Genomic DNA, 15,565 nt, shown 5'->3' on the forward strand with positions numbered 1-15,565 from the left:
AGAAGAATTAATTTTCCTCTGCTCTTTCTTTTATCCCCTTTAATGCCTTTTGCATATACAACTGAATTTCCAATCCATCCAAATCTTCCTCCAAACCATTCGCTTCTAGGCCCAATTTCGTTCCCAAAATATTTTCCTTCAGCCGATAGGTATAATCTATGTTTTTCTCGATATCCCAATGGATTATACAGCTTTCCTTGTCGTCCACTATCAAATCCTTGAACATCTCAAATCCCCTTTCCCAAACTTTTATATGGTGATGACGGATCAACAATTCTTGAATTAATTCTAGATCTGCATTGATAGCGATTTCTTGATAATATTTCATACTAATTTCTTTACCCTTAATACAATTATGTTCAAGGGCCAAATTAGTCGATTACTAAGCTGAAAATGTCTTGACTTATAGATCAGAACAACAAATCAGCTCAACTACTTAAAACCTTTATTTTCTAACACTTACGTGTTCAAGTTTATAAATTGGCACCAACTTAACAGGAGCAAACCCTTATTTTCGAGAATTTCTGAACTCAGTTGGAGTCAGTCCGGTCATATTTTTGAAAACTGTGTTGAAGGCTGTCTTGGAATTAAAACCTGAAGCATACCCAATTGAAATCATGTTATAGGGTATCATGGTTTGATCAACCAATAGTTCTTTCGCTTTATCTACCCGATACCGATTGATGTATTGAAAGAAATTCATTCCAAATCCAGAATTAATAATGTAAGATAATTGATGTACAGTTATCCCTAGGCGATTTGCCAATTTCAATAAATTGAGTTCACTATCTAAAAACAATTCCTCTTGGATCATCAATTGACTTAATTTTTCTTTGTAAAGGATCAAATCTTCATCTGACAATAATTTAATTTTATGCTCAGATTGCTCCCCTTCTATCTCATCGGAAATATCCAATGTTTCCTCTACATCTATTCCTTTAGGATAAATCTCTCCTTGACGCATGGAATAAAATGCAACTAAATAGAGCACGCCCATGAAAAATAGATTGATGATGATATTGAGGTTAGTTTCAGGAAATAATAGGTTATAGATTAAAATCAGGACCGAAGAAATGATGCAACAGTATATAATGTACTTTATCCATCTCAAATCAATATTCATGGTATTTGAAGAAAACGACTGGATAACTTTCTGATGCTTCCGCACTTTGAGATAGGCCAAAACCGTACACAACAAGGCTTGAATAAAAAACAACATCATCAATATCGGTTTGTAGAACCCTTGGGGATTGCCCTTTCCAAGGATTAGGACGGACAGAAAAGCTACGGGTAATAGAAATAACAAACTATCCTTCGCTTTCCAATTATACTGAGGGTTTGTATAATAATATACACTTATAAGGAAGCTCAAGGGAACAAAAAACTGAACAGTACGGAACAGGATATAAGCTGAATAGTTAGTGAATTGATTATCCGGAAAGATCAATTCATCCAACCAGAATGTTGACCATAGTAACACAAATAAGCCAAACCATAGGTTAGCTTTTCGATTTACCCGGATGGCATTACTAAAATTTAGAAAGGCTAGCAGAAACATCCCGCCAACAAGCGCTCCTTTTATGATCAATTCTAGGTTCATCCTTTAATCATTAATTTGATGGTTAATTTATTCCCTAAAGAAAAATAAAACAAACCAAACCCCAAAACTTATTGTTATGTTCACATTTTGGGATAATTTTTTTAGCCAAAAATCTATTTGTTTAGACATAAATCCACTTAAAGAGGTTACCTTTGTTCTCTATCGAGTCAATCTACTTATGAATTTAAAAACGCAACTATTAACTATTCTAGTCTTTGTTTTGAGTTTTGGAACACAAGAGCTATGTGCTCAAGAAAGCAATTTGAATTCGGATGAATTGTTCCAAGCCGCTCGAAAGGAAGCATTTGATAACAAAAACTACCCCGCTGCTGTAAATCTAGCAAAAACAGCCCTAGCTAAAAGTCCAGATTATACAGATATCTCCGTATTCCTGGGCAGGTTATATACTTGGATGGATAAAATCGACTCCGCTCGAATCGTATTCAAGGAACTTGAAATTAAAGAAGCGAAGGATCCAGATTTCTATTTCGCTTATGGTTCCCTTGAATATTGGGAAGATAATTATCCGGAAGCTCTCCGAATTGTAAACAAGGGATTGACCCATGACCCTAAATCCATGGATCTTCTTTTGTTAAAATCCAAAATCGCAAATGGCACTAAAGATTTTAAAACGGCCAAAGCAACTTTAGATGAAATCTTGGAAATTGACCCTAAAAATGCTGATGCCAGGACTCTGCAAATAGCCATCAAAGAACAGGTTGGAATCAATGAGGTTGGTGTCACCTACAACTGGATGTATTTTGACAAGCAATTTGAAGACAACTGGCATATCGTAGGCTTAAGCTATAAAAGAGGAACAGCAATCGGATCATTTATTTTCAGGGCTAACCTGGCAAATAAATTCGGGAGCAATGGAACTCAATTTGAACTGGAGGCCTACCCTCGCCTATCCAAGACGTTCTATATGTACCTTGGTACAGGGTACTCTAACAGTACAGGCTTGTTCCCTAAATTTAGGACCGCAGCCTCCCTATACGCCAACTTACCCGCCAGCTTTGAAGCAGAAGTCGGATTTAGGCAGTTGAAATTTACCGATAATGTCTGGATGTATACCGCCTCTATTGGTAAATACTATAAAAACCTTTGGTTCAATGTTAGAACTTATCTTACTCCAAGTGATAACAATATCTCTCAATCCTATGCCGGAACAATCAGATATTACACCAAGGGTTCTGATGATTATCTAGGCTTTATCGTTGGAACAGGTATCAGTCCTGACCAAAACAGAGAAAACTTGCTATTTGACAATATGTATAAATTGAAAACCTTTAAGACAGGTTTAGATTACAACTTCAGCGTAAAATCCAAGAATATTTTCAATATCTCTGGCACCTACTACAATGTGGAGTACAAACCAAAAACCAGGGATAATCAACTTGATTTCACGGTCGGCTATAGAAGAAGGTTCTAGACTTTAATCCTTAAAATAAGATCTAAAAACACTGTCAGGCAATAGCTTCATTTTTGAAGTAAATTGCCTGTTCATTTTTTTGAAGGTCTCAAATCTTTGGCTCAGCTCTTCAGCACCCGATTTATTATCTATCCCTTCTTCACTGAGGTCTTTATTTAATTTGTATAAAGCACCTGAGTTCAAATGCAGGTCGGCAGAAACAAAATCAATTAACTGTGATTTACTCTGCATCATTGGAATCCCGAGCCCCTTCTTGTTAGCCCCGACATCCAAACCCTGTCCTACCCAAGCAACCTGACCTGGAATCTTCAACTGATAATTATTTTTGTAAAATGCCAAAATGCTTGGAGCAAGATCAAAATGACTGACCACATTTTGAAACTTACGTTTGGTTTTCAATAGTGGAGAATATACAATCAAAGGAACATGATAACGATCGATCTTACTTTGCAAAGGTATCTCTGGCATACTATGGTCTCCGGTGATAATAAAGATTGTATTCTTATAATCACTTCGCTGTTGATAATAATGGAAGAAATCCCTTAAAGCCTCGTCCACATTCAACACCGAAATCAATTGCTTTCTATTTTCCAAAGCAAAATTCTTTTGGATACTGTTCAACTTAATCGTCTTCAGCCTTTGATCAAACATGGAAGCAAACTTTTCCTCATTATTGATCAGGAATGGATTATGGGTTGATAAAGTCAGCGCAATATGGAAATGTGGAACACTCTTCTCCTGATCTGCCAATCTTAATTGTTCTAATACCGCTTGATCTTCATAACCCCAACTCTCACCATTGCTGCTCGGAAGTTTTTTATACCCTTCCGGAAAGGACCTCACATCGATTAACTCATCAATATTATTCGCCTTCAGGTATTTGCCCATATAGTCAAACTCCGCATCTCCACCGTAGAAAAATGCTGTGGAGAAGCCATTTTCCTTCAAAATATTGATCAGGTTAAAATGTTCCGGATAATCTTTTAATTCTAGGAAGCCCGAATTTCCAAATGGCAGTGAACCTAATATCGTCGGAAGCACGGAGAAAGTTCTTCCGGATGAGCTTAGGTTATTTTCCCATACCAAAGAGCTATCCTTTAAGGAGCTCAGGAATGGTGTAAAATCACCGATATAGCCATTAGGATTACTATATGCATTTCCCAATCCCTCCACAATAATAAATACAAGATTAGGAACAGAATCGCTCTTGTTGAATAATGGTCCAAGCAAGTCTTGGGTTTGATCTTCTCGCATAAATGGAAAGTCTCCAGAAACTTGTGCATAGCTAGCAGATGATGTATTCAAACCTAACCCCTCTTCAATATCTTCAATGAGCATCTTGGCATTACTCTCCATGAAAAAACCAAGCTTACTTTTCTCTGCAGTTTCCAAAAACTCATTTTTTGCGGCACTTTTCACATTTCCACCCATCGAAAGATATCCAAAAGCTAAAATCGCCAAACCTAGAAAAACTGCAGCCAATTTCCCTGAGCCTTTAAATCGGCTACTCGTTTTATGGAAAACAAAAATTAATACAGCTAAACCGACTAACAGAATCAGAATATTAACCCAATTCAATACCCCACTGGCAAGCAATATATTCTTCAGCTCATCCGCTGAATAAAAAAACAGATCGGTACCCAATAAATTTCTTGATTCAGCAAAATAAAAAGCCAATACGAGTTGAGAGATCAAAATCAAACTCGCCAAAACATGAAGGGCAACTCTGGAAAGCTGTCGATTAAAGATTGCCAAGATTGCATAGATCACGAAAAAGAGCACCAGGATAACAAACCCGATCAATACGTTATTCAACAACAAGACAAAAAACGAACCCAAGCCATTGAATTGCTGAATATTATGACTATATATAAAGTATTCCAATATGCTAAAAACCGAAATTAGGATCATAAATAGACTTGCAACCGAGCTAAACTCCCGGAACAAGGTTGTTATAATCCGAAAAGCCTTTTCCTTGAAAGTTTCATGAACTTGGTCCGAGAAACCTTGTCTTGTCATTTCACCCCAAGTATGCCCTTTCTTGAAATAATCAATCATTCCCCTGATACCTGCCATGGTGACTATGGGGTGAAAATAAAAAGGCTCTATCATTGCCGTCAGGATCAATTTGGTCAAATCCTTTCGCTTGGTATAAACTTGGTAACTCACTAAGTCCACCGAAATCGCATATACCGAATAGAGTATACTAGAAAATAAGACCAAGGCAAATAGGACAAAGAAGAAAGTCCAGTTCAAGAGGCCCATAAATAAGAATATCCAGAAAATCACATAGCCCGAAAACTCAACCAAGGGTCCTAGAAACTCAAAGAAAAACCAATATGGCAAACTGAGCATTCCCATCTTGCCGTATTTAGGATTGAACATCATTTTCCTATGCTTCCAAAGGGTCTCCATCGTTCCACGCATCCAACGGTTCCTTTGTTTCTTTAAAACGGCTTTATCCTCGGGAACTTCGGTCCAACATAAAGGGTCTGGAATGGTGATGACTTGATGAGGCAATTTATGCTCTTTCATATACCTTCGCATTCTGACCACCAACTCCATATCCTCACCCACTGTCTTTGGGTCATATCCACCGCAGGCCAGGACAATCTCTTTGTCAAAAGCGCCAAATGCACCTGAAATCAAGATTAATCCACTGGCTCTCGACCAGGCCATACGTCCCAATACAAATGCCCGGATATATTCCAGAGCTTGACTCCGGCCCAACCAGCTTTTTGGTAAATTAACTTCAACAACCTTACCCTTCTCTATCTTACAGTTATTCGCTAAACGGATGGTCCCCCCACATGCAATCAATCGCTTATCTGTCTGCTCCATAAAAGGCTTCGCCAATCTCAAAATGGCATCTTGCTCAATGATACAGTCCACATCGATGCAGACAATATAGTCAGCCTTTGAAATATTGATCCCAACATTCAGTGCATCGGCCTTCCCCCCATTCACCTTATCCACTACAATCAATTTCTTAAAAGCAGGATTCTTACTTTTGTATACCTGCCTTACTTCTTTGGTTGCTATATTCCCAGGAATGATATAAGAAACTTTTTCTAATTGATAGGCCTCGATCAATCGTTCCATTGAATCGTCCTTAGATCCATCATTGACGATGATGATCTCCAATTTATGGTAATAGATGGAAAGCAGTGAGCGGACATTCTCCACCACCGTCATTCCTTCGTTATAAGCTGGTGCAATCAAACTGAAACTTGGCGCATTCGGATTGGAGGCTATAATGGAATAATCCGTAAAGATATTACCATGCTTATAGCGCAGCACAGCACCATAGGAAAATAGAGCGATCCAGGTATAAACACTGAAAATTCCAATGGAATAAAGTAAAAATAACCAAACAATGATTACATAAACAATCTCAGCCATAATTAGGATTTTTTCTGCAGAGCGTGATTCAAAACCATTAAAGTTGGATCTTCAGGAGCCAACTTATTACTTAAGTCAATTAAATATTTAAATTCTCCAAGATTCGCTAAGGCTTCAGCAGCCGAAACCTTAATCCGATTGGTAGGATTGTCCATTAATTGCGATCTTAAAAATTCTAATTGGTCAAAAGCCCTCGTCTGCCCAAATCCCCTAAGGATTTCAAGTTGTAGGTCTTCCTTCATTTTAGGATAATAAATGGCCAATAGACTGGATGTATCCTGAGCATCCAAACTAAAGAGTGTTTTGATGGCATCCTTCAAAATCAAATCCTGCTCATCCGCCAAAAGTGCCACAACCTGATCATGCAACTCAAAAATTTGAAATTTCCGGACCAACTTTAATGCAAAATGCAAAACCGATGGGTTATTGGATTCCAACCATTTACTGATCTTTTCAGTGGCATTTTTTGGCAATGATTTTATATTGTTCAAAATTCGCAACTGTTGCCAATCCGACAGTATTCCTTCTAGCGAGTCTAAAAAAGATAAGCCCTCAAAACCATTGAAATGTACCATGGCATATTGTACCTCATGGACCACATTCTTTTTCCGATGATTCAGTTTGGACTCAATTTCAGGTAAGGCCAAACGCACATCCATGATCGTCAATGCCTGAATGCCTCGTGCAATTAAATGTCCCTTATAGCTTCTCAGTAAACTATAGGACTCTTTATCTAACTGATAGGAATAAAAGACCCGTTGTAGGACCGCAGCAGCCACTCCGGAAAACTTACGGTCAGCTTCGATGAGTTGCCCCAAGAAAAACCTCCTGAAATTCTCATGCTTGAGTAATTCCGACAGATTAGGATCGATATACAGATCGGTTTGGTTTCCTTCAACGAGTACTTGCATCAAGTAGTCGTTCAACATATTCTTCCAATACTTCCTATTGATTTCCAATTTATAGGCTCGGAAACTGTAGATCAACAATCCAAGCGTAAATAGGAAAACCAATATCAGAATGGTCAATATTCCTAATGTCAACTCATGAAGGGTAAACATTTTCTCCATAGGCTATCGAAGCAGTCTATTTACTCTAATGATCAGTTCATTGGGACTGAAGGGTTTGACCATAAAATCAGAAGCTCCCAAGTCGAATGCTTCCAATACGGTATCTTCTTGCCCCATACTGGATAACATGATAATGGGTATCCTCTTTTGTAGATTCTTTACCTCCGATAGAATTTCGATACCCGATGCAAAAGGCATCATGATATCGCTGATAATAAGGTCGATTTCTTCTTTATTCAACAAATCGATGGCCTCCATTCCATTCCTCGTTAAAATAACCTGGTAACCCTCTTTTTTTAGTTTATGTTCGATAGTTTTGAGGATTAATTCATCATCTTCAGCTAATAACACAACCATTTCTTTATTCCTTTATATCAATTAATAATTTCTGTAATATTTCAATTTCATGTAATACCTTCGGCATATGCTCCCATACCTCAATCCCTTTCGAAAATTGACTGTCCAATTCAATCAACATATGATTCAGTTCGGTCAAGCCGGCACTTCCTGATGTACCTTTCAATTTATGTAAGACCCGTCCCAAAAGATTTTCATCTCGATTCTCGATCAATTCCTTGATGTCCAATTCCTGCATTTGCAGTTCCTGAAGGATCAAACCATAAAACTGTTGTTTAAAAACCGGATCAGAATCGGTCGCTTCTTCAATTACATCAAAATCTATATGCTTGATCTCATTAACGTTGGATAAAGTTTTATCTGAGGCCTTTTGCAGACAATTGTACAGCACTTCTTTAAAAGTCTCAACCTTAATGGGCTTGGTCAAAAAATCATTCACACCAACCTGTAAGCACCTTTCTCTTTCCCCAACAACATTTCCTGCAGTAATACCAATGATGGGCACATGCTTGTATTTCTCCATCTCTCGAATCCTTTTTGTCGCTTCCAGCCCATCCATCACTGGCATCTGAATATCCATTAAGATCAGATCGAAATCCTGCTTTTCACAGGACTCCACGGCCAATTGTCCATTCTCAACACAGACCGTACTACAATTTGGAAGTAAATTTTCTATAAGACGGTTATTCAGGGCCATATTCACCGGATTATCATCTGCCAGAAGAACATGATATGACTTTGTGGATATCTTTTCTTCCATAATAGTATCCATGTCCTGGACCACAGGAACTGATTTATCAGCTTCTGCATCTTTCTTCAAGATCCTATATAAATCTTCTGAAATAATAGGTTTGGTTAATATATGTGAGTTGGGTTCTTGACGGAAATGGCCAATATGCTCTTCATCATCTGAAGAGGTATGTAAGATCATGATCGGTAATTCCTCTCCGTTCTGACGGTATAATTCCTTGATTTTGGAAAGAGTTTCTAAACCATTTAGGATTGGCATCCTATAGTCCATCAAAATTACATCAAAACGCTTTCCAATGGACAAAAGCTGTAAGGCCTCAAAGCCATTTTCAGCAGTTTCGGTTTCCACTCCTTTATAGGCCAACATGTGCTCCAAAATCATTCTATTGCTGCCATTATCATCCACAATCAAGGCAGAATCGACCGCCAAATTATGTTCCGCCTCAATAGGGTTCTCATAAGGTACTTCAATTTCAAAAAAGAACTCCGAACCTACCCCAACTGCACTCCTTAAAGATAGATTGCTGCCCATATAATTTAGAATATTGTTGGATATGGTCAGACCTAAGCCCGTTCCACCAAAACGTTTGCTGACAGAACTATCTTCCTGGATAAAAGCATCAAATATGCGCTGCTGCTTTTCTTCAGGAATCCCGATTCCGGTGTCTCGAACCGTAAATCGCAATCCAACCTTCTCCTCATTCCTGAAGGTTTCCTCCACCCGCAATTCAATCTCTCCTTGTTCCGTAAACTTCACCGCATTCCCCAAGAGATTGATCAGAACCTGCTTAATCCTAGATTCATCAACATAGATCATGGTCGGCAGACCCTGCTCAATATTCAATAATAGCTCGATATCCTTGTTTTGGGCTTGATAGAGAATCACATGGATGACCTGGTTCACTAATTCATATAGGTTGTATTGATCAATGTAGAATTCAAGCTTTCCTGATTCTATTTTTGAAAAATCCAAGATATCATTAATGATCGCAAGGAGGTTTGTCCCAGATTCATTTACATATTTTAAATATTGCTTCTGTAGATCGTTTAGCGGTGTTTTCAGCAATAGATCGGAAAAGCCAATTACACCATTTAAAGGTGTCCTGATTTCATGGCTCATATTGGCCAAGAATTCTGATTTAGCTTTACTGGCTAGGTCCGCGAGCTGTTTTGCTTTCCTTAGTTCCTCATTGTTCTCGACCTGTTCTGTTATATTTTGTGAGAATATAATAATCCCCCCAATATTATTGTCCGAGATACGCCATGGCCTCACTTCCCAATTATAATGTTGATTTTCTGCAGCACCTTCAACTTGAACAATCTCATCTACATTTTTATAGGGTATTCCTTCTAAGGCGCGCTGATAGATCTGCTTGCGACTTTCGGGAACATTTGGAAAAAGCTCAAAAAGGTTCCTTTTGTCGTCTGAATTCTGCCCCTGATGGAATTCCTCAATCCATTGTTGACTGAGCGCCAAATAATTGAGATCAGTATCAAACATGGCTACTGCAGCTGGAACATGCTTGACAAAGGTTTGAAGCATGGCTTCTTTAAGTTCAATATCTAAATACAGTCTCTTGCTCTGGTCGATATCTTGAATAATCCCAAAAACCCTTTCACATCGCCCTTCGATATATACAGGATTGCCTTTAATACGGACCCAGATCTGTTCTGAATTCGGTTTTCTTAACTGTATTTCAAAATCATAGGATTGTCCGGTTTCGATGGCCGTGTAAAATCTATGCTCAATGATCGTTCTTTCTTCCGGGTCGAAAAATGAAAACACATTCTCCATATCGGGCTGAAAATCCTCAGAAACACCATGGATCAATCGTGTTGAATCAGACCAATAGATTTCATTCTTTTTGACATCAACTTCCCACCCCCCAACTTGTGCAACAATATTGGTTTGCTCTAGCATCTGTTTGGTATGTTCTAGGTCCTTCTCCAACCTGATCCGATCGGTTAAATTTAAGGCGGAACTCACGACATATGACTTACCGTTTTGGTCTTTTTCGACCATATTGTTGTACAACCAATAGATCCATTCTCCATTCCGTTTTTTCAAGACCATCATGCCAGAATCCTCTCCATTTTTCAGGATTCTATCTAAATAAGGTTGAACAAGTGATTTATTTTCATCTGGTACTAAATCCCTTAAGTTTAAACCTGGAATTTCTTCCAAGGAATATCCAAGAACCTGTCTACCCTTTTCATTGACCTCTAATATGTTCCCTTGGATATCATGCATGCTCGTCAACCCGATTCCATTCTCAAAGAAATTCCTAAACTTTCTTTCTGACTCCTCCAATTTTACACGCTCTGAATTCTCTTTGGTCATGTTCCTGCCAAATGCAAAAATCTCCTTATTTTCTTGACCATGTCTCAGATGCCAATCAATCGTCACCGATTCCTCTTCACTAAGCTGTGTTTGCGTTTGCACCATGACTTCCAGATCTGAGTTGGAGACGGACTTGATTTTCGAAGCCACTTTCCTATCCTTTATTTTCAATACCTCCAAAAAATTAAGGCCATTGAATTCGCGGATAGGGATTTGCAACAACTCAGCAAAAGCTGGATTTACTTCCTTTACGGTAAAATCTTCATTCAAAACACAGATCATGTTCTGCGTCACGGAAAGGATATCCTTGAAATAACCCGCTTGGTTTAATTTCCGCTTAGCCAATAGTACGGCCAAAACGGCTTTTGCCAAGTGTTCCAGTTCTTCTAACTGTTGCTGGCTTAATGTTTTGGGATGATAATCGATCACACACAGTGTACCTAAAGCATGGCCACGTTCGTCCAATAATGGTACTCCAGCGTAAAACCGGATCTGTCCAGCAATGATGAGCGGATTATTCGCCGTCCTGGCATCCAGGAAGGTATCCTCAATCATCAATGGCTCCGCACTCAATATCGTATACTGACAGACCGTATTCTTACGATCTACCGTTTCTAGGTCCAGGCCTATGCAGCTTTGGATTCGCTGCTGATCCATTTCCATGATGGCAATGATGGAGGATGGACAGTTCGTAATACGACATGCCAGTTCTGCAAAAACATCCAGTTCCGGCAATTTTCCAACAGCAATCAGTCCAAAAGAATATAGGATATTTAAACGCTCCGATTCATTTTCCGGGACAATAGGCATGCTCATACAATATTGGTAGATTAATAAGTAATGCAAGATAGTTATTACTTATGTTATAACTTCTTTTTTATTAATTTAAACCATAAAATTGCGATATAGTTCTAAAATTATTTTATCATTTTAAAAAAAATTAACAAAACTAAAATCATACTGAATAAATAACTTTCATATAGCAATATATTAGCGTTAATAATAGTATATGGAAATGCAGATATATTCTTTGAGGATAATTCTAAAATCCATTTTGGGAAAGCATTGTCCCATAAAAAAAGGGATGTCAAGCATCCCTAATATTTCCTAAAATTTATTGATAGTAATCCTATTTCAAGAACTCTTTTATGTTTTTGTTGCTACCATAAATCACGATGATTTCTCCTTCTTGCAATACCGTATCAGGTTTAGGGATACCGTGCAAAATCGTAGTGACAATCCTGCTTTTGCCAAATAAGGTATCTCTTTCAGCACTCTTCAGAATGGTAAGCACCAAAATTTCGTATTTCTCCCTAAAACCGATTTCCTGGATTGTTTTTCCTACATATTGTCTTGGAATAATGGCTTCTACAATGCTGTAATTGGCATTTAATTCAAATGAATCAACCAAGCCGGATAAACATAGCTTCTTCGACCAGCGCTCCGCTGTTTCTTCTTCTGGGTGGACAATCTCTGTAACGCCAATGGCATTCAGGACCTTTTCATGTAATGCATTGACCGCACGACTCACCAAACGCTTTACTTGCGCTTCCTTACATAATGCAGTCACCATAATATTGGCTCCTTCATCCTCACCTATGGCCACAATCACAACATCGGTGTTCTTTAAAGGCAAAGAATGAAAAGCACTTGGCTCGGCTGCATCAAGCGCAATGGTATGTGTGATTTTCTCTTTCAAAGCGGTAATGCGCTCCAGCCTCAAATCAACCCCAATCACCTCGTTTCCTTGGGCTGTTAGTTTCATGGCCAAAGAGGCTCCAAAATTCCCTAATCCTATGATGATAAATTTCATTGCTTAATTTATTGTAAGTTCTTCTTTTGCGTATCTATAATTCGTGAATTTCACTTTCTTGAACATGGCAATCATGATTGTCAGCATGGTTACCCTTCCTATAAACATCAGAATAATCAGTGTAATCTTACTGCCTGCGGATAACTTTGCCGTAATACCTAAGGTCAATCCCACCGTACTATAGGCCGAAAAACATTCAAATGCGATTTCTACCAAAGTACATTCCGGATCAAATACAGATATCGAAATGATACAGCAACCGATCACAAAAAGTGATAAGGTCATGATGGCAAATGCACGTTTAATGGTAATGCCTGCGATTTCACGTTGGAATACCTCTACCCTTTCTTTCCCTTTCACCAAACTCAGGATATTCAAAACCGCTACGGCAAAGGTACTCGTCTTAATACCACCCCCAGTGGAGTTCGGTGAGGCACCGATCCACATCAGCAGGATAATGAACAGGATACTGTAAATATGTAAAGCACCATAATCAATACTGTTATAACCTGCAGTACGTGGAGAAACAACGGTAAAAAGTGCTGTTACGAATTTTCCTATCCCCTCATGCGTTACCAAGATATTATCATATTCCAATATAAAGATCAATATGGTCGCAAAAACAGTAATGCTCAGCGTCGTAATCAAATTGATCTTACTGTTGATATTGATCACCCAAGGCTTATAATCAAATTCCCGATAGGCAATCTTCTTAAATATACGGTTGAAAACATGTTTCAGGTATTTCAATATATTGATCACAATAGGAAAGCCCAGCCCTCCAAAAATAATCAAGATGATCAAGACCATCTGAAATGCATAGTTATGGATAACTAGCGGATTGGTCAGACCATCCGGCACAACGGAAAAACCTGCATTACAAAAGGATGAAATCGAATGAAAGACGGAAAAAAACAGATGTTCCAAAAAGGACTGATCCATCAACTTTGCCGTAAAAAGGAAAATGAAGATAGCTCCAACCAATTCTATGGAAAACGTGATGATGATGATTCTCTTCAACATTAAAAAGACTTCCCCCAGCTTTTCATTGTTGGAAAAATTACTGGTCGCAATTTGGTTTTCGTATGTACTTGCTCCTTTGAAAAAATAAGCGAAATAGTTGGTAAAGGTTAAGATACCCAATCCTCCGATCTGAATCAATAGAATAATGATAAAATGACCTATGGGCGTAAATGCAGTTCCGGTATCCAAAGTAGTCAATCCCGTGACACAGACCGCACTGGTTGCCGTAAAGAGTGCATCGATGAAATTGATCGGAACTTGGGTTGAAAAGGGCGCCATCAACAATAAACATCCAGTCAATATGATCATGATAAAACTGAACGTAAAGAGTTGCGCAGGGTTATAGAATGCTTTAACGTTTTTCATATTTCAGAGTGCTGGCAAAGTAAGGATAATTTCAAAAATTCTGCAATAATTCATCAATCCAGTGCTAAAATTGCTTATTAGTTTATTTTTTAGTACCTTTGTGTCTTATTTATTAAAAACAACAGCAAATTAGCATTCGCAATTCGCTGCAAATCCCATACTATCTTTAACGCTTCTAGGTGATTAGCCGTGGGATCTCTTTTGTTCCCTACGAAGGGTTCATCGAATTTATCATACTGAATACTTACTATTAATACGCACCACAAAAACAGAAAAAATGCAAGACGCAAATTTGAACGGTATAGAAAACAAACTTGAAAAATTTATTGACAGTGCAATCGCATATGCTCCAGTTTTATTGAGCTCCTTGATTTCTGCCGCACTTGTTCTCTTCTTGGGACTATGGTTGATCAAGCTATTTGGAAAACTTTTAGGAAAGATTTTCGAAAAGCGCGATGTAGACCCCAGCATCAGGACATTTTTGGGAAACCTATTGAATTGGGTCTTAAAAATCATGCTTTTCATTGTGGTAGTCAGCCAATTAGGTGTACAGACTTCCACCTTTATTGCGGTAATTGGTGCTGCCGGTTTAGCAATCGGTATGTCATTACAAGGATCGCTTTCTAACTTTGCTGGAGGTGTATTGATCCTGCTGTTCAAGCCTTTTAGGGTCGGTGATTATATTTCCTCCTCATCAGGTGTGGATGGTACGGTCAAGGTAATCGATATTTTCAATACCAGATTGGTAACTCCACAGAATCAATTGGTAATCATTCCCAATGGGGAACTTTCCAATAGTAACATCACCAATTATTCTGAACTTGGAACCCGAAGAACATGGTTCAACATAGGTGTAGGCTATGATACGGATTTAAAAGCAGCAAAACAATTGTTGTTGGACACGATCTCGAAAAATGAATTTGCCTTTAAGGATCCAGCACCAGACGTGGTTGTCACTGAATTAGGTGATAGTGCTATCAACCTCTCTATCCGTGCCACGACCTCCAACGAAAATTTCTGGGCCATGCAGGAACAACTGATCATACAATGTAAAGAAGACCTGGATAAGGCAGGAATCGATATCCCTTTCCCACAAACCGATATCCATATCAAAAAATAAAACCAATGGCGAGAAAAGAAATTCTCGCCATTTATATTTCTAAGCATCCTTTAGTAAATACGAAGGAAGGATTTCGGAACAACGCATACATATCCATGTTGTATTGGCGTACTTTCCTTTACCTGCGGTTTTCCTCTCCCTGTCGTCCTGATGCAGGAAGGATCTCGGAACAATGCATACATATCCAGGTTGTATTGGCGTACTTTCCTGTACCTTCGGTTTCCCCCTCTCTGTCGTCGTAAGTTTGAGAAAGTATAATTGGAGATCAATCGACAGAATATTATTTTGTTG

The 15,565-nt window shown here is 38.5% G+C and carries 11 protein-coding genes; 2 read left to right on the forward strand and 9 right to left on the reverse strand.

Annotated elements, in window-relative coordinates:
- Window positions 1–7: 7 nt before the first annotated feature.
- Both RT138_RS07425 and RT138_RS07430 read right to left on the reverse strand, forming a co-directional pair.
- The gene (locus tag RT138_RS07425; RefSeq protein ID WP_313190156.1) at window positions 8–328 is read right to left on the reverse strand and encodes a hypothetical protein; all 321 of its coding nucleotides are present in this window, start codon (window positions 326–328) and stop codon (window positions 8–10) included.
- A gap of 180 nt (window positions 329–508) precedes the next feature.
- Window positions 509–1,600 (reverse strand): helix-turn-helix domain-containing protein, encoded by a 1,092-nt coding sequence (locus RT138_RS07430; RefSeq protein ID WP_313190157.1) that lies wholly within the window; start codon window positions 1,598–1,600, stop codon window positions 509–511.
- Window positions 1,601–1,778: 178 nt separating this feature from the next.
- On the opposite strand from RT138_RS07430, the gene RT138_RS07435 reads away from it, so the two are divergent.
- A complete protein-coding gene (locus tag RT138_RS07435; protein WP_313190158.1) occupies window positions 1,779–3,032 on the forward strand; it encodes a YaiO family outer membrane beta-barrel protein in 1,254 nt (417 codons plus the stop codon).
- Between the two features lie 3 nt (window positions 3,033–3,035).
- Here the strand turns inward: RT138_RS07435 and RT138_RS07440 are convergent, their stop codons facing one another.
- The 6 genes from RT138_RS07440 to RT138_RS07465 form a co-directional block, all read right to left on the reverse strand.
- Complete coding sequence (locus RT138_RS07440) at window positions 3,036–6,434, reverse strand: sulfatase-like hydrolase/transferase (protein ID WP_313190159.1); 3,399 nt, start codon at window positions 6,432–6,434, stop codon at window positions 3,036–3,038.
- A gap of 2 nt (window positions 6,435–6,436) precedes the next feature.
- Complete coding sequence (locus RT138_RS07445; RefSeq protein WP_313190160.1) at window positions 6,437–7,504, reverse strand: hypothetical protein; 1,068 nt, start codon at window positions 7,502–7,504, stop codon at window positions 6,437–6,439.
- Between the two features lie 3 nt (window positions 7,505–7,507).
- Entirely contained in the window at window positions 7,508–7,861 is a 354-nt protein-coding gene (locus tag RT138_RS07450) for a response regulator (RefSeq protein WP_313190161.1), read from the reverse strand.
- A 4-nt stretch (window positions 7,862–7,865) separates the two neighbouring features.
- The gene (locus RT138_RS07455; RefSeq protein WP_313190162.1) at window positions 7,866–11,768 is read right to left on the reverse strand and encodes a response regulator; all 3,903 of its coding nucleotides are present in this window, start codon (window positions 11,766–11,768) and stop codon (window positions 7,866–7,868) included.
- 313 nt (window positions 11,769–12,081) lie between these two features.
- Window positions 12,082–12,765, reverse strand: coding sequence for a TrkA family potassium uptake protein (locus RT138_RS07460; protein WP_313190163.1), 684 nt, complete (start codon window positions 12,763–12,765; stop codon window positions 12,082–12,084).
- A 3-nt stretch (window positions 12,766–12,768) separates the two neighbouring features.
- A complete protein-coding gene (locus tag RT138_RS07465; protein ID WP_185217038.1) occupies window positions 12,769–14,154 on the reverse strand; it encodes a TrkH family potassium uptake protein in 1,386 nt (461 codons plus the stop codon).
- A gap of 277 nt (window positions 14,155–14,431) precedes the next feature.
- On the opposite strand from RT138_RS07465, the gene RT138_RS07470 reads away from it, so the two are divergent.
- On the forward strand, window positions 14,432–15,274 hold the full coding sequence (locus tag RT138_RS07470) for a mechanosensitive ion channel domain-containing protein (RefSeq protein ID WP_313190164.1): 843 nt from the start codon (window positions 14,432–14,434) through the stop codon (window positions 15,272–15,274).
- Window positions 15,275–15,324: 50 nt separating this feature from the next.
- Here the strand turns inward: RT138_RS07470 and RT138_RS07475 are convergent.
- Window positions 15,325–15,565 (reverse strand): hypothetical protein (locus RT138_RS07475; protein WP_313190165.1); only part of this gene is annotated, 241 nt, incomplete at its 5' end.

This window comes from Sphingobacterium sp., from assembly GCF_032065005.1.
Lineage (GTDB): Bacteria > Bacteroidota > Bacteroidia > Sphingobacteriales > Sphingobacteriaceae > Sphingobacterium.